Source organism: Streptomyces sp. NBC_00683 (genome assembly GCF_036226745.1).
Classification (GTDB): Bacteria; Actinomycetota; Actinomycetes; order Streptomycetales; family Streptomycetaceae; genus Streptomyces.
In genome coordinates this window covers 5,271,929-5,295,010 of record NZ_CP109013.1, presented here as the reverse complement: position 1 = coordinate 5,295,010, position 23,082 = coordinate 5,271,929, and the positions used below count along the sequence as shown (strand labels likewise).

Annotated in this window: 12 protein-coding genes; 5 read left to right on the top strand and 7 right to left on the bottom strand. The window is 72.2% G+C overall.

Features of this window, described 5'->3' with window-relative positions:
- Positions 1–49: 49 nt before the first annotated feature.
- From OG257_RS23605 to OG257_RS23590, 4 genes are all read right to left on the bottom strand, one after another.
- Entirely contained in the window at positions 50–874 is an 825-nt protein-coding gene (locus OG257_RS23605) for a hypothetical protein (protein WP_329210453.1), read from the bottom strand.
- Between the two features lie 354 nt (positions 875–1,228).
- Positions 1,229–2,335 (bottom strand): peptide chain release factor 2, encoded by a 1,107-nt coding sequence (prfB, locus tag OG257_RS23600; protein WP_329210451.1) that lies wholly within the window; start codon positions 2,333–2,335, stop codon positions 1,229–1,231.
- A gap of 70 nt (positions 2,336–2,405) precedes the next feature.
- Positions 2,406–3,644, bottom strand: coding sequence for a serine/threonine-protein kinase (locus OG257_RS23595; RefSeq protein ID WP_329210449.1), 1,239 nt, complete (start codon positions 3,642–3,644; stop codon positions 2,406–2,408).
- Between the two features lie 147 nt (positions 3,645–3,791).
- The gene (locus tag OG257_RS23590) at positions 3,792–5,459 is read right to left on the bottom strand and encodes a serine/threonine-protein kinase (protein WP_329210447.1); all 1,668 of its coding nucleotides are present in this window, start codon (positions 5,457–5,459) and stop codon (positions 3,792–3,794) included.
- 419 nt (positions 5,460–5,878) lie between these two features.
- Between OG257_RS23590 and OG257_RS23585 the strand changes: the two genes are divergently transcribed.
- The 5 genes from OG257_RS23585 to OG257_RS23565 all read left to right on the top strand — a co-directional run bounded on the left by OG257_RS23585 (position 5,879) and on the right by OG257_RS23565 (position 15,542).
- The gene (locus OG257_RS23585) at positions 5,879–9,226 is read left to right on the top strand and encodes an FHA domain-containing protein (protein ID WP_329210445.1); all 3,348 of its coding nucleotides are present in this window, start codon (positions 5,879–5,881) and stop codon (positions 9,224–9,226) included.
- Positions 9,227–9,466: 240 nt separating this feature from the next.
- Positions 9,467–10,825: an ABC transporter substrate-binding protein gene (locus OG257_RS23580; protein ID WP_329210443.1), complete on the top strand. Its 1,359-nt coding sequence runs from the start codon at positions 9,467–9,469 to the stop codon at positions 10,823–10,825.
- A gap of 4 nt (positions 10,826–10,829) precedes the next feature.
- Positions 10,830–12,206, top strand: a complete 1,377-nt coding sequence (locus OG257_RS23575; protein WP_329210441.1) for a carbohydrate ABC transporter permease — start codon at positions 10,830–10,832, stop codon at positions 12,204–12,206.
- Positions 12,203–13,120 (top strand): carbohydrate ABC transporter permease, encoded by a 918-nt coding sequence (locus OG257_RS23570; protein WP_329210439.1) that lies wholly within the window; start codon positions 12,203–12,205, stop codon positions 13,118–13,120. The genes OG257_RS23575 and OG257_RS23570 overlap by 4 nt, the downstream gene beginning before the upstream one ends.
- Before the next feature lie 181 nt (positions 13,121–13,301).
- Entirely contained in the window at positions 13,302–15,542 is a 2,241-nt protein-coding gene (locus OG257_RS23565) for a bifunctional glycosyltransferase/CDP-glycerol:glycerophosphate glycerophosphotransferase (protein WP_329210437.1), read from the top strand.
- 51 nt (positions 15,543–15,593) lie between these two features.
- On the opposite strand, the gene OG257_RS23560 is transcribed toward OG257_RS23565, so the two are convergent.
- From OG257_RS23560 to OG257_RS23550, 3 genes are read right to left on the bottom strand one after another with little or no spacing between them, the layout of a single operon-like run.
- Positions 15,594–16,742 carry a glycosyltransferase gene (locus OG257_RS23560; RefSeq protein WP_329210435.1) on the bottom strand — a complete coding sequence of 383 codons (1,149 nt, stop codon included), beginning with the start codon at positions 16,740–16,742 and terminating at the stop codon, positions 15,594–15,596.
- Positions 16,739–19,585 carry a CDP-glycerol:glycerophosphate glycerophosphotransferase gene (locus OG257_RS23555; RefSeq protein WP_329210433.1) on the bottom strand — a complete coding sequence of 949 codons (2,847 nt, stop codon included), beginning with the start codon at positions 19,583–19,585 and terminating at the stop codon, positions 16,739–16,741. The genes OG257_RS23560 and OG257_RS23555 overlap by 4 nt, the downstream gene beginning before the upstream one ends.
- The gene (locus OG257_RS23550; RefSeq protein WP_329210431.1) at positions 19,582–23,046 is read right to left on the bottom strand and encodes a bifunctional glycosyltransferase/CDP-glycerol:glycerophosphate glycerophosphotransferase; all 3,465 of its coding nucleotides are present in this window, start codon (positions 23,044–23,046) and stop codon (positions 19,582–19,584) included. Before OG257_RS23550 ends, OG257_RS23555 begins: the two co-directional genes overlap by 4 nt.
- Positions 23,047–23,082 lie beyond the last annotated feature (36 nt).

Here is a 23,082-nt window from a genome sequence, read left to right as displayed (position 1 = left end):
CGGGAAGCGGACCGGGTCCCTCTGTGCGTACCTGTACCGCTAGCGGTTACTAGGCGACCGTACGGCCGTTCACCAGGCGCGGCAGGATGCGGAAGCCGATACCACCGGCGATCATCGTCGCGGCACCGAGCAGCAGGAACGTGGTCTCGGCAGCACCGGTCTCGGCGAGCTCGTCCTTGCCCTTGCCCTGCTCGACCGGCTGGTTGCCGACACTGTCGGTGTCCGTGCCGGTGCCGTCGGTGTCACCGGTCGCGGAACCGGTGTTCCCGCCGTCGGCGCCACCATCGGCACCGCCGTCCACGCCACCATCGGCACCGCCGTCGACGCCACCATCGGCACCGCCGTCCACGCCACCATCGGCACCGCCGTCGACGCCACCATCGGCACCGCCGTCAGCACCGCCGTCCACGCCACCATCGGCACCGCCGTCGACGCCACCATCGGCACCGCCGTCAGCACCGCCGTCCACGCCACCGTCAGCACCGCCGTCGACGCCACCATCGGCACCGCCGTCAGCACCGCCGTCCACGCCACCGTCGGCACCGCCGTCGACGCCACCATCGGCACCGCCGTCAGCAGCTCCGCCGTCGGCGCCACCGTCAGCAGCGCCACCATCGGCACCGCCGTCGGCGCCACCATCAGCGGCACCGCCGTCAGCACCGCCGTCGGCGGCGCCACCGTCAGCACCCGCGTCGACTCCACCGAGGAGGCCGCCGATGAGCTCGGGCTCGTCCTGGGTCGCGTACTCGGTGTTCGAGTTCTCGTTGCCGTAGCCCACAGCCTGCGCGGCACCGGCAACGGTGAGCGAGGCTCCCGCGGCAATAACCGCGCCGGCGGCTATCCGCGCGACGCGGAGTCGCGTCTTCTTGGTCATCTGTTGCTACCCCCAGTAGCTGATCTTGTCGATGGAGCAGCCATATGCGGTCCACGGCCCTGCGGGGTCACACTCTGCAGGGCCACGCCGTACCGTGGTCATCCCGCCCGCCCCCGATCACACCTGTCCCAGACATACGCATGCTGCTCCAGCAGCCTGTCCAGAGTTAAGGACTACGTCAAGGCCGTTCCGGGGGCATACGCGCCGCTATGGGGGTTCTTGACGGCTATTCGGGACCACGACTGTGACGCATTCACCACACGGTCCCCTCAACTCGCCTTCACGCGACGGGAGAACGAGAACGGGCCCGGAGCAGGTTTCCCTGCTCCGGGCCCGACCGCCGTACGGGTACGGCTACTTCTCGCTCTGCTTGCGCCAGCGGATACCGGCCTCGACGAAGCCGTCGATCTCGCCGTTGAACACCGCTTCCGGGTTGCCCATCTCGAAGTCCGTACGCAGGTCCTTGACCATCTGGTACGGGTGCAGGACGTACGAACGCATCTGGTTGCCCCAGGAGTTGCCGCCGTCGCCCTTGAGCGCGTTCATCTTCGCCTGCTCCTCCTGGCGGCGGCGCTCGAGGAGCTTCGCCTGGAGGACGTTCATGGCGGACGCCTTGTTCTGGATCTGCGAACGCTCGTTCTGGCAGGAGACGACGATGCCGGTGGGCAGGTGGGTCAGGCGCACCGCGGAGTCCGTGGTGTTGACGCCCTGGCCGCCGGGGCCCGACGAGCGGTACACGTCGACGCGGAGCTCGGACTCGTCGATCTCGACGTGGTCCGTCTGCTCGACCACGGGCAGCACCTCGACACCCGCGAAGGACGTCTGGCGGCGACCCTGGTTGTCGAACGGGGAGATCCGGACGAGCCGGTGGGTGCCCTGCTCGACGGAGAGCGTGCCGTAGGCGTACGGCACCTCCACCGCGAAGGTGGTCGACTTGATGCCGGCCTCTTCGGCGTAGGCGGTCTCGTAGACCTCGGTCTTGTAGTTGTGCCGCTCAGCCCAGCGGAGGTACATGCGCTGGAGCTTCTCGGCGAAGTCCGCGGCGTCGACGCCACCGGCCTCGGCGCGGATGGTGACAAGGGCCTCGCGCGCGTCGTACTCACCGGAGAGGAGCGTGCGGACCTCCATCTCGTCCAGTGCCTTGCGGACCGACTCCAGCTCGGACTCGGCCTCGGCCAGCGCGTCGGCGTCGCCCTCGTCCTCGGCGAGCTCGAAGAGGATGGAGAGGTCGTCGATGCGGCCGCGCAGGGCCTCGGTCTTGCGGACCTCGGCCTGGAGGTGCGAAAGCTTGCTGGTGATCTTCTGGGCCGCCTCCGGGTCGTCCCAGAGGGACGGCGCCGCCGCCTGCTCCTCGAGCGCGGCGATATCGGCCCTCAGCGCATCCAGGTCCAGGACGGCCTCGATCGACCCCATGGTCGAGGAGAGGGACTTCAGCTCTTCGGAAATATCGACGACTGCCACGGGTCCAGCCTAACGGCTGGACGAGTGAACCTGTTCCTCCCCCGGGACCGGGCCGTCCCGGGGGTGGTCCTCAGGGCGCCGCCGGCGCCGAATTCTCGGTGTCCCGGGGGGTCGCGCCCGCGTCGTCACCACTCGTGGCGAGCCAGCCGCCCACTCCTATGGCCACGCACAGGGCGATCACGGCCGCACCGAGGGTGATGCGGCGCTTGCGGACGGCGGCGGACTTGTTGCGTGCCGATCCGGGCCTCGGACGCCCCGGGGCGCGCGGGGCGCGTGCCGTGCCCAGGGGGCCGCCGGCCAGCTCGTCGGGGGCGGGGACACGCATGCTCGTATGGGTGTCCCGGTTGGAGTCCGGGGAGGAGCCCGGGACCAGCGGGACGGCGCCGCGGCGGCGCGGCTCCTCCTGGGCGGGGGTGTACTGCTGCTCGTCGTACATCTGCGGCTCGGCCTCGGCGTCGGGCTCGTCCACGTCCAGCGGAGGTATCCCGGACAGCAGCGGAAGCAGCTCGCGCAGGCGGACCGCGAGCTCCGAGGCGCGCAGCCGGGACGCGGGGGCCTTGGCCAGGCACTGGACCAGCAGCTGCCAGAGCTCCTCGGGGATGCCCGGGAGGGGGACGACCGTCTCGGTGACGTGGCGGCGCAGCACCGCGCCGGGGTGGCCGCCGCCGAAGGGCGTGAAGCCCGCCAGGAGCTCGTACAGCACCGTCGCGAGGGCGTAGATGTCCACGGCGGCGCGCGGCGGGAGGCCCTCGACGATCTCGGGGGCCAGGTAGTCCGGCGTCCCGATGATCTTGGTGGCCTTGGTGCGGCGCGGGGTGTCGATCAGCTTGGCTACGCCGAAGTCGGTGAGCAGTGCCGGGTGCGAGCCCCCTGGGCCCAGGGGGCCCTCCATGTCGAGCAGGATGTTCTCCGGCTTGACGTCGCGGTGGACCACTCCGGCACGGTGCGCGGCCGCGAGCCCGTCGGCCACGTCCGCGATGATCGCCGCGGCGGCCTCGGGCGCGAGGCGGCGCTCCCGGTCGAGCCGGGTGCGCAGATCGGTGCCCCGCACGAGGTCCATGACCAGCGCCAGGTCGTTGCCGTCCACGACGAGGTCGCGCACGGCGACCACGTGCGGATGATCGAGCCCGAGCAGGGCTGTGCGCTCCTGCACGAAGCGGCCCACGAGCTCCTGGTCGGACGCGAGGTCCTCACGGAGCAGCTTGATGGCGACGGGGCCCTCGGGCCCCTCGCCGAGCCACACCGTGCCGGCGCTGCCGCGCCCCAGAATCTGGTGGGCGGTGTACCGGCTGCCGATATTCCGTGCCAAGACTGCTCCCTCAGCGGCTGGCGTTGACCCCCCGGTCGACAAAGTTACGCGGCTATCGGGGTGTTGCGTGCCCTGGATGGCGCCAACCTTCACTTCTGCGGGCGAAATAGCCCCGCAGAAGTCGACAAAGGCACAGAGTGAGTGACGTTACTGGCCGCTGGGCGGCACGTCGCCGCTGCTGCCGCCGAGTTCCTCGAACCAGCCGGAGACCTTGTCGATCCCGTCCCCGATGGCCTCCCAGTACCCCTTGCCCTGGGCCACCCAGTCCTGCAGGGGCGTCAGTTCCCAGATCAGCCAGCTGGCGACGACCAGCAGCACCAGGGTGAACAGACACCCCTTGAGGCAGCCGAGTCCGGGGATCCGCATCGGGTTGGAGCTGCGCTGCCGGGGCTGGCGCGGGGTCGGCTGCTGGGGTGCCGGCTGCTGCGGGGGCGCGTACTGCTGGCGCTGGGGCTGGCGTTGCGGCTGGTGCTGCTGCTGCGGCTGGTAGCGCTGCGGCTGCTGCTGCGGGTACTGCTGCTGGCGCTGGGGCTGCGGGCGCTGATCCTGCGGAGGCTGCCGGCGCTGCTGAGGCTGCTGGTGCTGCGGGGCCTGCTGCTGCTGACGCTGGGGGCGGCGGCGCAGCGGGTCCTGGCTCGGGTCGAGGTACTGGACCTGCGTCTGCTCGTTGCGGTCGCGGGCCGCCCTGAGCTGGGACTGCCAGGGGTGCGGCTCGTCGGCGGGCGGAGCACCGGCGGGACGCGGCGGCACGGGAGGCATGACCGCGGTCGGGTCGGCGTGGCCGCCGCCTCCCGGGGTCTGCTGCATCACGCTGGTCGCGGCCGCCGGGTCGTAGGACCCCGCGTTGCTCGGCAGCACCTGCGTCGGGTCGGCCGCGCCCGGGGTCTCCGGTACGGCTGCGGGCGCCGGATCGGGTGCGAGCAGGGCGCCGACGCCCTCGGCCGCGGCGATCTGCGCGGAGTTCGCGTGCACCCCGACCCCCGCGCCGACGGTGCGCAGCGCGCGGGCCAGGCTCACGGCGCTGGGCCGCTGGTCCGGGTCCTTGCGCAGGCAGCGCTCTATGACCGTCCACAGCGGCTCGGGAACGTTCCCCGGCCTCCTGGGCTCCTCGCTGAGGTGCCGGTGCAGCACCTCCAGGGCGGTGCCCCCGGCGAACGGCGGACGTCCGGTGACCAGCTCGTACAGCAGGATGCCCGCGCCGTAGATGTCCACGGCGGAGGTCTGCGGACGGCCCTCGGCCGACTCGGGCGCCACATAGGCGGGCGTGCCGACGAACTCGTGGGTCCGGGTCAGGCCCGGGGAGTCCGCGAGGCGCGCGATGCCGAAGTCGGTGAGCATCGGGTGCATCGCGCCGTCCCGCTCGTCGAGCAGCACGTTGGCGGGCTTCAGGTCGCGGTGGACGACGCCGTCGGCGTGGCTGGCGGCGAGCGCGTCCGCGATCTGGGCGGTGAGCAGGGAGGCGGCGACCGGGGTGAGCGGGCCGTTCTCGCGCAGGTAGCGGTGCAGGTCAGGGCCGTCGATCAGATCCATCACGAGGGCGAGGAGATCGCCCTCGACGACGAGGTCCCGGGTCCGCACGATGTTCGGGTGGGTGAGCCGCAGAAGCACGGAGCGCTCACGGAGGAACCGCATCACGACATCCGCGTCGTTGGCGAGCTCCTCCTTGAGGACCTTGATCGCAACGGTCTCGCCGGGCTGCCCGGCGACAGCCGCCTCGGCACCCGCGGTCTCCCGCTGGCGGGCTCGCCAGACGGTGCCCGTGGCGCCGCGTCCGAGCGGCTCCTCGAGCAGGTACTTGCTGCCTACCGGCCGCACGTCATGCGCTCCCTGCTGATCGTTGTGCTTGCGGTCCCCCGGGTCCGCCCGGATACTCCTGCCCACTCTAGTGCCGCAGTACCGGGCACCGGCGGGTCGTCCTCAGGTCGTGCCGGTGCTGTGTCCGGGGAAGACGCACAGGCGCGACAGTTGGTTGCCGAACGAGTGTGCAGCACTCCCCGGGCAGGACCAAGCAGGCACTTTTGCACCCACAGCCGACCATTCAAGATCACTAAGCGGTCACCCCCGGGCGTGTTGTCAGTGGCAGGTGCGAGGATGCCTCAAGCACGGAACTGTGGGGCTGGGACCTTCGCGCTCCGTGACGACCTGTACCGGACGACGCGTCCGTGCCGGGTGGGGGGAATCACAGGGCACCACCCCCTGCCGGGCACCCCGCGCAGAAGGGACCGCTGACGGCGATGCAGATCCGGCTGACCGTCCTCGCGCCGCGCAGCGGCCAGACCCCCACGCGCGCCTGCGACGTGCTCGTCACCGCTCCTGCGGGGACGGCTCTCGCGGCTGTCGCCTCCAGCCTGGCCGCGGCCGTGTCGGGACCCGAGGGCTCCCTGGGCGGCGGCGCCGTCGTGCTGTACGCCGGGCGGGAGCGGCTCGACTCGCAGCGCTGCGCCCTGGGTGAGCCGCCCCTGGTCGACGGCGCGGTGCTCTCCCTCCAGATGCCCGGTGAGGACGAGACGGCGGACGACGCCGTCCCCGCACAACTGCACGTGATCGCGGGGCCCGACGCGGGCGGGGTCCACCTGCTGCACGGCGGGCAGATCCGGATCGGGCGCTCCGCCGACGCCGACGTACCGCTCGACGACCCGGACGTGTCCCGGCTGCACTGCGCGGTGACGGTCTCCGAGGACGGCCGGGTGTCGGTCGCCGACCTCCGCTCCACCAACGGCACCGCCCTGGACGGTACGGAGGTCGGCGAGCGCCCGGTCCCCCTGACCCCGGGCGCACTGCTGCGCCTCGGCGAGTCGACGCTCCGGCTCACTGCAGGCACCCGTACGCCGGCGCTGGCGACGGCACCCGACGGCGAGGGCCATCTGAGGGTCGCCCGCGCGGACCCCAGGGACACGACGGGAGCCGGTGCGAGCGTCCATGGGGACGGGGAGCGGGAGGAGCCCGGCGGCTGCGGAGGGCACAGTCATGCCTACAGCCCCTCCCCGGCGGACCATGCAGGCCACGGCGCGGACGAGGCATACGGCGACACCCCCGCAGGACACGGCGAACACCGGAGCGGGGCCGCTGCCCGGCCGCAGCTCACCCACGGCCGCGGCGGCGCCCTCACGGAGGGCGAAGCTCCGCGGCGCGGCATAGGGGCCTGGGCGCGGCGCCTGGCCGGCGGCAAGGGCGACCCCGGCAGCGGGGCGGCCGGCGGGCCGCTCCCGGCCGCCGGCGCCGAGCAGGCCCGGCTCTCCCCCTCCGCGGGCTCCCCCGCTCCCTCGGCCCCGGCAGGCACCTGGCCCGACCCCGCGACCGTGCTCCTCACCGCGCTCGGCCCCGGCCCGCGCCTGTGGGAGCGCGATGCGAGCCACCCGGAGGCCCTGGTCGTACGGCTGGGGACGACGGAGCGGGCCGACCTGCCGGCCGTGCCGGTGACCGTGGGGCTGCGGGAGGCCGGTTCGCTCGGTCTCGCAGGTCCCAGGGCACGGCTGTCCGGACTCGTCCGCTCGACGGTCGCGCAGCTCGCCGCGCTGCACTCCCCGTTCGACCTGGAGATCGTGCTGATCAGCACGGACCGGACCCGCAGCACCGACGAACGGCGGCGGGAGTGGTCCTGGCTCGGCTGGCTGCCGCATCTGCGCCCCATGCACGGCCAGGACTGCAGGCTGCTCCTCGCCTACAACAGGGAACAGGCCGAAGCGCGTACGGCCGAGCTGGTGCGCCGCCTGTACGAAGGGCCCCTCGGCCCCGGCTGGGCGAGCGCGGACCGGGCCGCGGTGGCCGAGGCCGCCCGCCACCACTCGGGGCCGTACACGGTGGTCGTCGTGGACGGCGACCCCGGTTCGGCGGCGCTGCGCGAGAGCACGGCCGGGCTGGCCGGTGCGGGGGCGGCGGCCGGAATCCATTTGATCTGCCTGGCCGAGACGCCGGCGGCCTCACCCACCTCTCCGGTCGCCGCGACCTACGACACCGCGTGCCGGGCCTCGATCGCCTTCCGCGAGTGCGGGGCGGTCGCCATGCTGAGCGGCGATGTGGCGACCGCGTTGCGGCTGCTGCGTACGGCGGGCGGCCAGGCCGCCGGGCACGGCACCGTCGCCGCGGTGGACGCGGTGTCGGCGGCCTGGGCGGAGCGGTTCGGGCGCGCCCTTGCCCCGCTGCGCGACGAGGGCTCGGCCGCGCTGCCGGGCAGGCCCATGGCGGCGGCCGCACTGCCCCCGTCCGCCCGGCTGCTGGACGAACTGGGCCTCGCCAGGGCCACCCCGGCCTCCCTGATGGCCCGATGGGCGTCCACGGCGGAGGACCAGCCGGGGGCGACGGTCCGCACGACCGGCACCGCGGACCTGGACACGACGGGTTCCGGCCGCACCCTGAGCACCGGCCCCCGGGTGGGGCAGCAGCGCGCGGCCTCCGACCCGGGGCACACGCCGTTCCGGGGCAGCGGCCCCACCAGCTCCGGGTCGGGCCGTTCCGCGTACTCCCCGGCGGCCGGCGTGCCCGAGCAGCGGCGCGAGGCGCAGGCGCCCGCCGCGGCCGTGTCCTCCGGCTTTGCCGGGCGGCCCGTGATCGTGCTCGGCGCCGGACCCCGCGGGCCCCTCTCCATCGATCTGGCCGACGAGGGCCCGCACCTGCTGGTCGAGGGACCGGCCGGCAGCGGACGTACGGAGCTGCTGCGGGCCGTCGCCGCGTCGCTGGCGTCCGCCGCCCGGCCCGACCGGCTCGGCATCCTGCTGATCGACGGGGCGGGCGGTGAGCACGGGGAGCGCGGCGAGGGTCTGCGTCCCTGTACGGAACTGCCGCACGTGTTCACGCACCTGGTCGCCTCCGACCCCGTACGGATGAGGGAGTTCGCCCAGGCGCTCGGCGGCGAGCTGAAGCGCCGGGCCGAGCTGCTCGGCAACCTCGACTTCACCGCGTGGCACGCGCGGTACGAGGAGTCGCAGGCGCTCGTCGGCCGCCGTCCCGCCGGCATCGCCGAACAGCGCGGTGATCTCGAATCACCCGCCAGCGGCACCCTGCGGCTGCGGACCACCGCCCGGTCCACGGATCCCGGTCCCTCTCCGCTGCCCCGGCTCGTCGTCCTGGCCGACGACTTCGACGCCCTGGTCGCCCCGGCGCTCGGCAGCCCCGGCCGCCCGGCCGCCGGGTCCGTCGTACGGGCGCTGGAGGCCGTGGCCAGGGACGGCGGACGCCTCGGTGTCCATCTGGTGGCGACCTCCGCCCGCCCGGACCGCACCGAGGACACGGAGCTGGCCCGCGGGGCCCGGCTGCGCATCGTGCTCGACCCGCCCGTCGTACCGCCGTCACCCGACGAAGCGGCCCCGGGCCGTGGCCGGCTGGGGCATCCGGACGGCCGGGTCACCCCGTTCCAGGGCGGCCGGGTCACGGGCCGTATCCCACGCACGGCGACCCTGCGTCCCACCGTCGTCCCGCTGGAGTGGGAGCGGATGGGCGATCCGCCGGCCCGGCGCCCGGTCCGTGAGCTGGGAAACGGGCCGACCGACCTGGCCCTGCTGGCCAGCGCCCTCGAGCGGGCGGCCCGTTCGGTGAACGCCGAGCGGCTGCCCCCGCTGATCCCGTTCCCCGCGTCACCGTCCTGAGCGCATTCCCGCGTCTTCGTCCTGAACTCCGTTCCTCCTACGGTGTGTTGATCTCACGTCACGAGCCCATCACGATCAACCGGTTGAGGCCGAGGTTGGTATTGCGGCGCCCGTGCACCCGGCGTAGGACTGTGCGCACGGACGATGTGAACCGCACGATGTGAGACGTGACCGGCACCCACAGGTCCCACCGTTGGTGCCGGTCCGCAACACATGCGCGCAGGAGAGACGGGGCAGGGAATGCGCACAACCCTTCGAATGCGTAGGGCCGCACTGGTGTTCACCGCGATCGGGGCACTGGCCCTCACGGGATGCGGTGACGACGGCGGCGCCAAGGACAAGGCGGGCGAGGGCTCGGGCAAGGAAAGTCCGTCGAGCGTCGAACTGCCGAAACTGGACGGCGAGAAGGTCTCGGTCGCCGCGGTCTGGACGGGGCCGGAGCAGGCCAACTTCACCAAGGTGCTCGACGAGTTCGAGAAGCGCACGGGCGCCACGGTGACCTTCGTTCCGGCGCAGGACCCGATCGTCAACTTCCTTGGTACGAAGATTGCGGGCGGCCAGCCCCCGGACGTGGCGATGATCCCGCAGGTCGGCGCCATCCAGCAGGCCGTCGCCAAGAAGTGGGCGAAGCCGGTGGGGGCCGAGGCGAAGGCCCAGCTGAGCAAGAACTACGCGAAGGTCTGGCAGGACCTCGGCACGGTGGACGGCACCCAGTACGGCGTCTACTTCAAGGCCGCCAACAAGTCCCTCATCTGGTACAACGCCGCGGCGTTCGAGAACGCGGGCGCGAGTGAGCCGAAGACCTGGAAGGACTTCCTGGCCACCGCCGAGACGGTCTCCGCCTCCGGTGTCACCCCCGTCTCCGTCGGCGGCGCGGACGGCTGGACGCTCACCGACTGGTTCGAGAACATCTACCTCTCGCAGGCCGGCCCGGAGAAGTACGACCAGCTGGCCAAGCACGAGATCAAGTGGACGGACCCGTCCGTCAAGGACGCGCTGACCACGCTCGCCGAGCTCTTCGGCAAGCCGAGCCTGATCGCGGGCGGCGCCGACGGGGCGCTGCAGACCGAGTTCCCGGCGTCCGTCACCCAGACCTTCACCGGCGGGGACCAGCCCAAGGGCGCGATGGTGTTCGAGGGCGACTTCGTCTCCATCAACATCGCGCAGACCAAGGCGAAGATCGGTACGGACGCCAAGGTGTTCCCGTTCCCGGCGGTCGGCGCGGACTCCCCCGTGGTGACGGGCGGCGACGCCGCCGTGGCGCTCAAGGACAGCAAGGGCGCCCAGGCGCTGCTGACCTGGCTGGCCTCGACGGACGCGGCGAAGATCTGGGCCGAGGCGGGCGGGTTCATCTCGCCCAACAAGGGCCTGGACGTGGCCGCGTACCCGAACGACGTGCAGCGCAAGATGGCCGAGGCACTGATCGCGGCCGGCGACGACGTCCGGTTCGACATGTCCGACCAGGCGCCCCAGTCGTTCGGCGGGACCCCCGGGAAGGGTGAGTGGAAGACGCTCCAGGACTTCCTGAAGAACCCGAAGGACATCGCGGGGACTCAGGCGAAACTGGAGTCCGACGCGGCCGAGGCGTACAAGAGCTGACGGGATGACCACAGCGACCGCGGGGGGCACCGGAGCGGTGCCCCCCGCCGACAAGCGTCCTGACGGCGAGCCGAAGCCCGTACGCACGCGCAGGAGCGTGACCGGCACCCGCAGGGTGTTCGCGGCGGCGTTCCTGCTGCCTGCCCTGGTGCTGCTCGGCGCACTCGTCGTCTATCCGATCGTGTACTCCGTCTACCGGTCCTTCCTCGACCAGTCGGGCACGGGCTTCGCGGGCATCGACAACTACACGTCGCTGTTCACCGACGACACCATCCGTACCGCGGTCAAGAACAACCTGATCTGGGTCGTCCTCGCACCGACGGTCTCCACCGTGCTCGGGCTGATCTTCGCGGTGCTGACCGAGCGCATCCGGTGGGGCACGGCGTTCAAGCTGATCGTCTTCATGCCGATGGCGATCTCGATGCTGGCCGCGGGCATCATCTTCCGCCTGGTGTACGACCAGGCGCCGGAGCGCGGCGTCGCCAACGCCGTGGCGGTGGGCGTCCACGACACCTTCTCGGCGTCCTCGGGCTTCCCCAAGGCGCATCCGCTGCCCGTCCATCCGCTGAAGGCGGGCGGCGGCGGTTCCTTCGTCACGAAGGAACCGGTGCGGGCCGGCTCCCCGGTCCAGCTGCCTCTCGTCGGTGTGGCGCCCGCGAAGATGCCGGGCGACGCGGAGCCGGCGAAGGCCGCCACCGCGGTGGACGGGAAGATCACCGGTACCGCGTGGCTCGACTTCACCAAGGGGGGCGGCGGCAGACCCAACGTCGTGGACCCGAAGGAATTCGGCCTGAAGGGCATCACGGTCGAGGCGGTCAAGGACGGCAAGGTCGTCGCCTCCGCGACCGCGGGCGCGGACGGGGTGTTCACCCTGCCCGCGTCGGCCGACGGCGCGGAGCTGCGGCTGCCGGCGACGAACTTCCGGGAGCCGTACAACGGGGTCGACTGGCTCGGCCCGTCCCTCGTGACACCGGGGATCATCGGCAGCTACGTCTGGATGTGGGCGGGCTTCGCGATGGTCCTGATCGCGGCGGGACTGGCTGGCCTGCCGCGCGAACTCCTCGAAGCGGCCCGGGTGGACGGCGCCAACGAGTGGCAGGTGTTCCGCCGGATCACCGTCCCGTTGCTCGCGCCCGTCCTCGCGGTGGTGCTGGTCACCCTGATGATCAACGTCCTGAAGATCTTCGACCTGGTCTTCATCATCGCGCCCGGCTCCACCCAGGACGACGCGAACGTCCTGGCGCTCCAGCTGTACCGGTCCTCGTTCGGCACGGACGCGGACCTCGGGGTCGGCAGCGCCATCGCCGTGCTCCTGCTGCTGCTGGTGATTCCGGTGATGCTCTTCAATGTCCGCCGGATACGTAAGGAGGGGCGCCGATGACCACGACCGAGCCGGTAAGGGCCACAGGGGTCCTCGCTGCCACGGCCGAGCCGGTGAAGGCCAAGCCGTCCCTCGCCTCGCGGGCGGCCGCCCGCGCCGGCGGCGGCGTCATGCGGGTCTTCCTCGTCCTGGTGGGCCTGTTCTGGCTGATGCCGACCATCGGGCTGCTGCTGTCCTCGCTGCGCGGGGCCGAGGACATCGCGGCGAGTGGCTGGTGGAAGATCTTCACCGCCCCGTCGGAGCTCACGTTCGACAACTACCAGCGCCTGCTCGACAATTCGGTCATCACCGATTCGCTGCTCAGCACCGTGCTGATCACCGTCCCCACCACGTTCCTGGTCGTGGTGATCGGCTCGCTCGCCGGATACGCCTTCGCCTGGATGGAGTTTCCCGGCCGCGACTGGTGGTTCCTGGTGGTCGTCGGCCTGCTGGTGGTCCCCGTACAGGTCGCGCTGATCCCGGTCTCCGAGCTCTTCGGCACCATCGGGATCTTCGAGACGACCTTCGGCGTGATCATGTTCCACACGGCGTTCGGCCTGCCGTTCGCCATCTTCCTCCTGCGGAACTTCTTCGCGGAGATCCCCCGCGAACTCCTGGAGGCCGCACGGCTCGACGGTGCGGGCGAGATCCGGCTCTTCACCCGGGTCGTGATGCCGCTCGGCGGGCCGGCGATCGCCTCACTGGGGATCTTCCAGTTCCTCTGGGTGTGGAACGACATGCTGGTCGCGCTGATCTTCGCGGACTCGGAGTCCCCGCCGATCACCGTGGCCCTGCAGCAGCAGGTCCGCCAGTTCGGCAACAACATCGACGTCCTGGCGCCCGGCGCCTTCGTGTCGATGGTGATCCCGCTGGCGGTGTTCTTCGCCTTCCAGCGGCAGTTCGTCTCCGGTGTGATGGCCGGCGCCGTCAAGTAGCGGCATCCCGGCTCGACACCGAAGGCGTACATACGTTCGTCAACAGTGCGGCGGCCCGGTCACTCCCGACCGGGCCGCCCTACCTCGGACTTCCCCCGAATGCCACATCCGGCGTAACCAAGTCACTCCATCGGCCGTTTGCGGGCCACCTGCCCGCCCGCGAGCGACCCCTGGATGTGTTGTGCCCCGGTTCAGTGTCATCGTGCCCGCGTACCGGGTCCAGGCGTATCTGCACGCGTGTCTCGACTCCGTGCTGAACCAGTCCTTCAAGGACTACGAAATCATCGTGGTCGACGACTGTTCACCGGACGCCTGCGGCCCGATCGCCGACGAGTACGCCGCCCGCGACCCCCGGGTCAGCGCCGTCCACCTCCCGCACAACTCCGGTCTCGGACCGGCCCGCAACGCCGGGGTGGCCAGGGCGAACGGTGACTACCTGCTCTTCCTCGACGGCGACGACACCTTCGCCCCCGAGGCGCTGCAGACGATCGCCGACCGGCTCAACGCGACCGGCGGTCCCGATGTCCTGGTCTACGACTACGCCCGCACGTACTGGTCGGGCGAGAGCGTACGCAACACCTTCGCCCGGCACCTCGCCGAGACCGGGCCCGCCTCCTTCCGGCTCGCGGAACGCCCCGAACTGCTCAAGGTCCTGATGGTCGTCTGGAACAAGGCCTACCGCCGCGAGTTCATCGAGGCCGAGGGCTTCACCTTCCCGCCCGGCTACTACGAGGACACCCCCTGGACCTACCCGGTCCTGATGGCCGCCGGATCGATCGCCGTCCTGGACGCGGTCTGCGTCGGATACCGCCAGCGGCGCCGGGGAAACATCCTCTCCACCACCACCCGCAGGCACTTCGACGTCTTCGACCAGTACGACCGGGTCTTCGCCTTCATCGACGCCCGGCCCGAACTCGCCGTCTGGCGTCCGGTGATGTTCCGCCGGATGCTCGACCACTTCTCGACGCTGTTCACCTCCCGCGGCCGGCTCCCGCGCGGCACACGGGGCCAGTTCTTCCGCCTCGCCCGCGCCCACTGCCGCCGCTACCGCACCCCGGGCGCCCCCGTACCGCGCCGCGCCCGGCTGCGCCACGGGCTGTTCCGGCTGGGCGCCCACCGTACGTACCGCGCCCTGTGGGCCGCACAGCAGCTGCGCGGCCGGCTGCGCCGCGGTACGGCGGCGCTGCGCCGGGTGGTGCGCGGGGCCGTCCTCCAGCTGCACTACCGCGTCCAGCTCCGGCTCCCGGTGCGGCCCTCGGAGGCGGTGTTCGCCGCCTACTGGAACCGCGGCTACACCTGCAGCCCCGCAGCCGTCGAGGAGACGGCCCGCGCGCTGGTCCCCGGACTGCGTACCTCCTGGATCTGCCGCCCCGAGGACGCGCACACCGTGCCGGCGGCAACCCGGGTGCTGAACCCGGGGACGTTCGCCTACTGGACGGCTCTGGCCCGCTCCAAATACCTCGTGAACAACGTCAACTTCGACCGGCGGCTGGTGAAGCGGCGCGGCCAGGTGCTGCTGCAGACCCACCACGGGACGCCCCTGAAGACGATGGGCACCGACCTCGTGCACCGCCCCGCCGCGGCCGGCTCCATGGACTTCGAGACGCTGCTGCGCAACGTCGACAAGTGGGACTTCTCGCTCTCCGCCAACCAGCACTCCACCCTCGTGTGGGAGCGGACCTACCCCTCCGGCTACACCACGCTGGAGTACGGCAATCCGCGCAACGACGTCTTCCGCCGCACCGGCCCCGCCCGGATCGCGCAGCTGCGCGAGAGCCTGGCCGTCCCGGCGGGCAGCACCGCCGTCCTGTACGCCCCGACGCACCGCGACTACCGGCGCGCCCAGCACCACACCCTGGACCTGGACCAGCTGGTCCGCGTCCTGGGCCCGCACTTCGTGATCCTGGCACGCTCCCACTACCTGGACACCGGCTCCGCGGCCCGCACCGTCGCCGGACGCCCCCCGCACCCACAGATCATCGACGTCAGCGCCCATCCCTCCGTCGAGGAGCTCTGTCTCGCCTCGGACGCACTGATCACGGACTACTCGTCGCTGATGTTCGACTACGTCAACCTGGACCGGCCGGTCGTCCTGCACCTCGAGGACAGACAGGCCTACGAGGCGGCGCGCGGAACGTACTTCGACCTGGAGGGGTTCCCGCCGGGGGCAGTGGCGCGCAGCCAGGACGAGCTGCACGAGATCTTCGCCACGGACCACTGGCGCGGCCCGCGCTCGGCGCAGCGGCGGGCCGCGTTCCGGGCCCGGTTCTGCCCGTACGACGACGGGCACGCGGCGGAGCGGGTGGTGCGCCGGGTCTTCCTGGGCGACACCTCGGGGCTGCCGCTGCCCCTGCCGACCGGCGGCCGTGGCCCCACGGGGGTGCCTCGGCAGGTGACGGTGCGGGAGTACACCAACGGGTGAGCCGTCGGGGCGGACCGGCCCTTCCGCCCCGTACACCTCACCGTGGAACGCTCAGCGCTCCAGGAACGTGAACAGCTCCTCCCAGCGGCGCATGACCTCCACCTCGGAGAACCGCTGGACGTTGGCCCGCGCCCGGTCCCCCATCGCGTCCCGCATCCGGGGGTTCCCGGTGAGCCGCAGGAGCCGGTCGGCGAGCTCACCGATGTCACCCGCGGGTGCGAGCAGCCCGTCCTCGCCGTGGCGCACGATCTCCCGCACTCCCGGTGCGCAGTCGAACGCCGCACACGGGACAGCGCTCGCCATGGCCTCCATCAACGCCAGCGGGAAACCCTCGCCGCGCGAGGACTGCACGAAGACGGAGGAGGCCGCGAGTGCGCCGGGAACATCGTCCGTGCGGCCCCGCCACGCGACCGAACCGTCCAGACCCAGGTCCGCGCACTGTGCCCGCAGGCCCGCCTCGTCCTCGCCCGCCCCGTACACGTCCAGACGCCAGTCGGGGCGCTTCGGGGCCACCAGCGCCCAGGTGTCCAGGAGCATGTCGATGCCCTTCTGGTCCGTGAGCCTGCCGATGCTCGTCACCGCCTTCACCCGCCGCGGGGAGGGCACTTCGGGCAGCGCGGCCAGGGCGTTGGGCATGAATCCGACGTTGTTCATCCCGTCGCCCGCCCAGATGTCGGCGTCCTCCTCTGTGAGGACGAGCCAGTGGTCGAGCCCCGCGTAGTGGTTCTTGATCCAGCGGTAGCGGTGGCTCGCACGGGAGTAGTCGTAGGACTCGTGGCTCATCCCGATGACCCGCAGTCCGGTGGTGTCCGCCTCGCCGACCCATTCCATCGCCCAGACCTGACTCACGATCACCACACCGCCGGGCCGGGCGGCGCGGAAGATCTCCGAGAGCCGGTCCACGGCCTGCCGTTTGCGGGCCGTGCGGGCCGCCTCGTCGCGCCGGGCCGTGAACCGGAAGCGGTCCCGTACACCCTGAGGGGTCCAGGGGGTCGGCGGATGGGACGGGTACAGCGGTGTGACGGGGTAGCCGGGCGGTTCGGGCAGGGCCATCCTCAGCTCGGCGGCGTGGATGCCGATGGTGTGGACCCGGTGGCCCTGCTCCTGGAACAGCTGGGCCGTCCGGTGCGTCCACGCGGTGACACCCCCGAGTTCGTCCGTGCTGTTCGAGACGATGAAGACATCACGGCTGCGGCTCATCGGCCCGCCTTCCCGGTACGCGCGTCGGACACATGGCGGGCGAACACGGTGTCCACGACGGCACGTGCCGCGTCTCCCCGGTCGTAGCAGCCGAACTCCTCGGCGAAGGCCCTGCGTTCCGTCTCGAAGCCGGTGTCCGCGGCCTTCAGGCGGGCCAGCACGCGGAACAGTTCGTCCTCGGTCGCCACCACCGGCCCCGGCGCCTTGGCCCGCAGGTCGAAGTAGCTGCCCCGCTCGGCGGCGTACGCGTCGAGATCCGGCGCGAAGAGAACGACCGGCCGGTCCAGGAGCGCGTAGTCGAACATGATCGACGAGTAGTCGGTGACCAGCACGTCGGCGAGCGCCAGCAGTTCGCTGACGTCGTGGTGGCCCGAGACGTCCACGACCGTCCCCGGCGGGCACACGGGCAGACTCGCCGCCTCCAGGTAGTGCGCACGGACCAGCAGCGTGTACTCGTCCCCGAAGCGTTCCGCGAAGCGTGCGGCATCCAGCAGCAGCCGTCGGCGTTTGCGCTTCCCCGGCCCGCCCCGGAACGTCGGCGCGTACAGGACCACCTTCCGGTGGTCGGGCAGGCCGAGTTCCCCGGCGAGCGCCGGACGCGGCAGCCGCCCCTCCGTCTCGTCCCTGGCACGTGCGGCCACCAGGACGTCGTTGCGCGGATAGCCGGTGCGCAGCAGCGCCTTCTCCGGAAGCCGGTACGCGCGGGCGAGGGTGCGCACATCGTGCTCGGAGCGGACGAGGAAGTGGTCGAAGCGGTGCACCGCCTCCTGGAGCCGCTCACGCTGCGGGGCGTTCTGCAGGCGCACCCGGGTCTCGTCGAAGCCCATGCGCTTGTACGCCGATCCGTGCCAGGTCTGCAGGTAGGTGGTGCGGGAGGGCTTGCTCAGGGACTGCGGGAAGCCCTGGTTGTCGACCCAGTACTCAGCCCGGGCGAGCTCCCACAGATAGCGCCACGACCAGCGGCGCACGAGCCGTGCGCCGTCCGGGAAGCCGTCCGGGGAGCTCTCGTACGACCAGACGCAGCGCAGCGGAAGCCCTCTGCCGCGGACCTCCTCGTGGATGGCCCGGGGGCTGTCCCCGTAACACGTGCCCATGTGGCTCTCGAAGACCACGGACCCCTTGCGTACGGGCAGCCGGAGCAACCAGGAGTGGTAGACGGAGACCTTCAGCCCCCGGGCGTGCAGCCGGTCGCGGCGCCTGCCCAGGGCCCGCATCAGCAGCCTCGCCCTGCGTGCGGGGCGGAAGTGGGTCGCGTAGTGGACCAGTCGCCGGACCGTGCGGGCGGGGCGGCGGCGGGCTTCGAGCCGGAGCGCCAGATGGTCCCTGAGCGTGACGTAGGGCTGCCAGGTGTCCCCGGCGGCCCGGCCGAGGCGGGGCAGGGCGGGAGAGCGGTCCGCCGGACCCACCAGGTCGTGGGCGGCGAAGAGGTCGCTGACCGAGCGCACCGGGCCGTCCTCCAGCACCATCCGGGCGTCCCACACGGTGTCGCGGGCGCCGAGGGGACGCAGGACCCGGGTGAGGTCGGCGCGGGTCCGCCAGCTGATTCCGGAGGCGTCGCGCCGGAGTTCGTCGACCGGCAGGACGAAGGTGCGGGAGCCGTCCCGTACCCGGAACTCGAGCCGGGCGCTCGGGGAGTCCCCCGGGCCCGTGTGCGCGGGCAGGACGAGGCGGCCCTCGAGCAGGACCCGGCCGCCCCCGGTCTCGTACCGGGTGAGCCTGTTCATCAGTTTCAGCTCACCGAACGTACGGTGCTGGTGGCCGAGTTCGGTGACGTCGAGTGCGGGATCCTGCTCCTCGCCCTGCCAGTACACCCGCCCCCCTTCCCCGATGGTGAGCGGTGCGGCCACCGTGCCCCGCCTGCGCAGCGCGTACGCCGCCGCGAGCACCCCGTCCGTGTCACCGCGCTCCAGCATCCGGACGCCCACGCGTTCGACGGGGGCCAGGGTGAGCAGCGCGGGTTCGGGGACGCACTCCGGCAGCACCCGGACGGCCCGCCGGGCGATCCGGTCGCGCTCGGCGGCGGGCAGCTCCGGAAACGAGCGCACCAGCGGCACGAGATGGTCGGTCAGGAAGGCCCGCTCGCGCTGCTCGCACAGGTCGGTGAGCCCCTGGGCCACCAGGACGTGGCACACCCGCCGGTGGGCCTCGACGAGCCCTGCGAGGCCCGGGCCGCGGTCGGGTACGACCTGCCCGGAGACGATCCGGCGGCGTACCAGCGCGATCCTGCCGACCACCGCCGCCGCCAGGGGGCCGAACATGGTCTCGCTGTGGGTGAGGTCCTCGTCGTAGCGCAGTCCGTGCCGCTCCAGGGCATCGCGCCGCAGGCAGAAGCCCGTCACGAGGGCGTCGTGCACGGAGAGTTCGGGGGCGTCGGTGAAACGGGCGAGGGTCCGCGAGCGGCCGAACAGCGTGTTCTGCCAGGCCGGTTCCTGTTCCTTCGTCCCGTCCCCGGTGAGCCGGCTCCAGCACCCGGCGACCAGGTCGGCGCGGGTGCGGGTGCCGGCCTCCCAGAGGTTGCGGCAGGCGTGCCGCTGAAGGCGTTCGCCGCCGCCGAGCACGAGGACGTACGTGCCCCGGGCCGCGTCCAGGCCGGTGTTGCGCAGAGCGGCGGTGGAGCGGGCCGGCGGCTCGGCGACGAGGAGTCGGACCCGGTCGGGGGAGAGCCCGGCGAGGGATTCGGCCGCCGCGCGGACGGCGTCGTCGCCGTCCGCGGGCAGGACGACGAGGGCCTCGACGGCGCGCAGGCTCTGGTCGAGCACGGACTCCACGGACGCACGCAGGGCCGCGGCGTCCGTGGAGTCCGCGGCAGCGGTGACCACACAGCTGAAGTCAGGGGCGTTCACGCCTGCGCCCCCTTCAGCATCAGGTCCACGACCTGCGCCGCCGCCGTACCGTCGTCCAGATCGCAGAACGACTCACGGAAGCGGGCGTACGCGTCGCGGTGGCCGGCGCTCGCGTACTCCGGGTCGCGCAGGGCATCGACGACACCGGCCGAGGTGGGGATCAGCGGGCCGGGCGCCCGGCCCTCGAAGTCGAAGCAGAAACCGCGCAGGGTGTCGCGGTAGTGCTCCAGGTCGTAGGTGTGGAAGAGCACCGGCCGGCCGGTCTGCGCGAAGTCGAACATCAGGGACGAGTAGTCCGTGACCAGCACATCGCTGATCAGCATCAGCTCGGCGACGTCCGGGTAGCGCGACACGTCGCGGACGAAGTCGCTCTCCGGGACGCTCCCGCCGACCAGGTAGTGGCGGCGCACCAGCAGGACGTGGTCGTCACCGAGCGCCTTCTGCGCCTGTTCCAGGTCCAGTTGGAGATCGAGGCCGTACCGGCCGCTCCGCCTGGGCCCGTCCTCGCGCCAGGTGGGGGCGTACAGCACGACGCGGCGGCCTTCGGGGACCCCGAGCGACTCCCGTACGGCGGCGGCGACCTTCGACCGGTCGGGGGCGTACAGCAGGTCGTTGCGCGGGTAGCCGCACTCCAGGACCTCCCCGGTGTGGCCGAAGGCGCGGCGCAGGACCGGGGTGGAGAAGCTGTTCGGCGACACGAGCACGCTCCACTGGGCGGCGCGCCGCGGCAGGGACTCCATGTACGCGGTGTCCGCGCAGGAGGTGCCTGCCAGGTCCCGGCCGATGCGCTTGAGGGGGGTGCCGTGCCAGGTCTGCACGACGAACTGCCCCTCGGCCCGTTCGAACCACTCGGGCAGCTGTGTGTTGGTGACGATCCAGCGGCTGCGGGCCAGCGCCTCGTGCCACTCGGCGCTGTGCAGGGCCACCGCGCGGACCCCGGCGGGAACGGCGGCCTGCTGGTCGCGCACCACCCAGAGGTGCTCGGCACCGGTGTCGCGTCGCACGAGTTCCTCGTGCACGGCACGGGGTGAGTCCGAGTACTGGCGCCCGTCGAAGCTGGAGTACAGCACGGCCGGACGCAAATCCCCGCCGCGCACGGCGGCGTAGCGCTCGCGCAGCAGGCGCTGCCCGTAGGCGCCCCGGTCCCGCACCTCCAGGGCGCTCCCGGACCGCAGGGCGAGCCGGTCGTGGGAGAGGCGCTCCAGGGTGAACCCGCGCCCCCCGGACTCCCGGTGCAGCGGCAGACCGGCGTGGAGCTGGGGCGCCACACGCAGCGGCAGGTAGTTCTCAGGATCCCTCTCGCCCCGCTCGCGGAGGAAGGGGTACCAACGGCCCTCGGCGAGCGGGAGGGTGCCCCCGATCCCCTCGACGGCCTCTGGAGAGAGCACCGCGCGGAATCCTTCGTCCACGTGCTCCACGTGCTCCACGGCGAAGGCTGCCTCCTCCTGGTGACCGCTGTGGCGCAGGCACAGTTCGGCCCCGCGGCCCACGGCCTCCGGGAGGTTCCCCTCGATGACGAGTCCGCCGCCGTCCGGCCACGACAGGCGTACGGCGACGGCCTGCACGGTCCGGTCGGTGAGGACCAGGTCGCCGGAGGGGTTGGCCGCCGCGTACAGCTCGCGGCCCCCGGCCAGCGGATACCGCCCGGCTTCGGTCTCCGGGCGGGCGGCCACCGTCAGCCGGCCTCCCCCTCCGACCAGTTGGACACCCCAGTCGCCGTCGGAGCCCCTGAAGGCGTCGAGCGGCACCTCGGCGAAGACGGTGTCCGGCCCCGCACCCTCCTCGCTGAGCACCAGGGGGAACTCCCGGGTCTCCTTCGTACGCCACTCCTGGATCCGCAGGGCGGTCGGCGCCCCGCCTCCGAGGAGCCGTACCGCGATCCGGACGCCGTCCCCGGCAGCCGTCGCCCGGTGGCCGGCGAGGACGGCGCCGATCCGCTCGGCCCGCAGCTCCAGCTTGTTCCCGGAGAGCACGGGGACGATACGGGTGCGCTCGTCGACGTACCGCACGGCCGGTGCCGCCGGATTGCCGAGCAGCCGCATCGGCCCCCGGCGCGGCCGTCCCCCGCCGACGACGACGGACTCCAGCTTCCAGACCGTCCGGGTACCCCTGCCCGTCCCTCTGGCGGCGAGCCGGCGCGGGTCGACGACGGTCTCGAAGCCGGACCGTTCGTAGTGGTGCAGCGACCGCCCCGACCCCGCCGCCGCCTCGTCCGTCACCGTCGTACGCATCCGGAGCGGGACCAGCCGCCGTCCCGACCTGAGCCAGCCGGCCCCGGCCGACTTCCCCGGCGCGTTGCGGACGTACGCGTACCCCTTGAGGTGCAGCATCCCGTCCCGCCAGACGGCCTCGGTGAGATGCGCGTGCACGGGGAGGTCCGCGCCGGCGAGCGCGGTGACGCGGCGCGGGAGGGAGCCGCCGACGCCCGGGTACTGGGCCCTCGGGCGCAGCAGACCACGGACGTGGAAGGTGTCCCGGTCCCGTGACTCATGGGTGAGGAGCGCGAGCAGCTCCGTCATCCTGCGTTCCCGGATCAGCTGCCACTTGACCCGCAGGTGCAGGGGCAGCGCGTCGAGGACGGCCTGTTCGACGGTGTCGGCGAAGGCGTTCGCATGCGTGAGGAAGGCCTCCCGGAACGCGGCGTCGCCGTCCGGGAGCGCCTCGATGAACAGCCACAGATCGCCGGAGAGCACGTGCTCGTGGTAGCGGCGCCGGGCTTCCGCCATGCCGCGGTCGGCGAGGAACCGGCTCACGGTGGAGACCGCCGTGACCCGGTCGCGGATGCCCTTGGCCACCGCCCGCCGGGTGGTGATCGAACCGTCGCGGTCCCGCCAGTGGTAGACGGGCTCCTCGACGACATCCACGGAGCGGGCCAGGAAGTACGCGGGGAGGACCACGGCGATGTCCTCGTACAGGACCCCGGCCGGGAAGGCGAAGGAGTGCAGGTCCCAGAACGACCTGCGGAACACCTTGTTGCAGGCGATGCGGTCACCGAGCAGGATCCAGTCCCGGGTGACGTGGGTGGCCCTGCGGGGCCTCTCCATCGGCCTGCGGAACATCGGGGACTGTTCGAGCGCGCCGTTCGCACGCAGCCTGAGCACGTTCCCGGTGACGAAGTCCGATCCCGAACCGTCGAGTTCACCGAGCATCCGCGCATAGGCGCCGGGCGGGACGATGTCGTCGCTGTCGACGAACGCCAGGAACTCCCCGTCCGGATGGGCCTGTCCGGCCCCCGCGTTGCGCGCGGCACCGAGCCCGGCGTTCTCCTGCCGGATCAGCCGGAAACGCGAGTCCCTCCTGGCGAACTCCAGTGCCACATCAGCACTGTTGTCGGTCGAACCGTCGTCGACCATGACCACTTCGAGATCGGTCATGGTCTGTTCGGCCAGTGAGTCCAGGCAGGCTCCGAGGTACTCCTCGACGTTGTAGAGCGGGACGACGACGGTGAGACGGGGTGCCATGCGCTGCGCACGATCCTTCCGGGCGGACAACCTCAA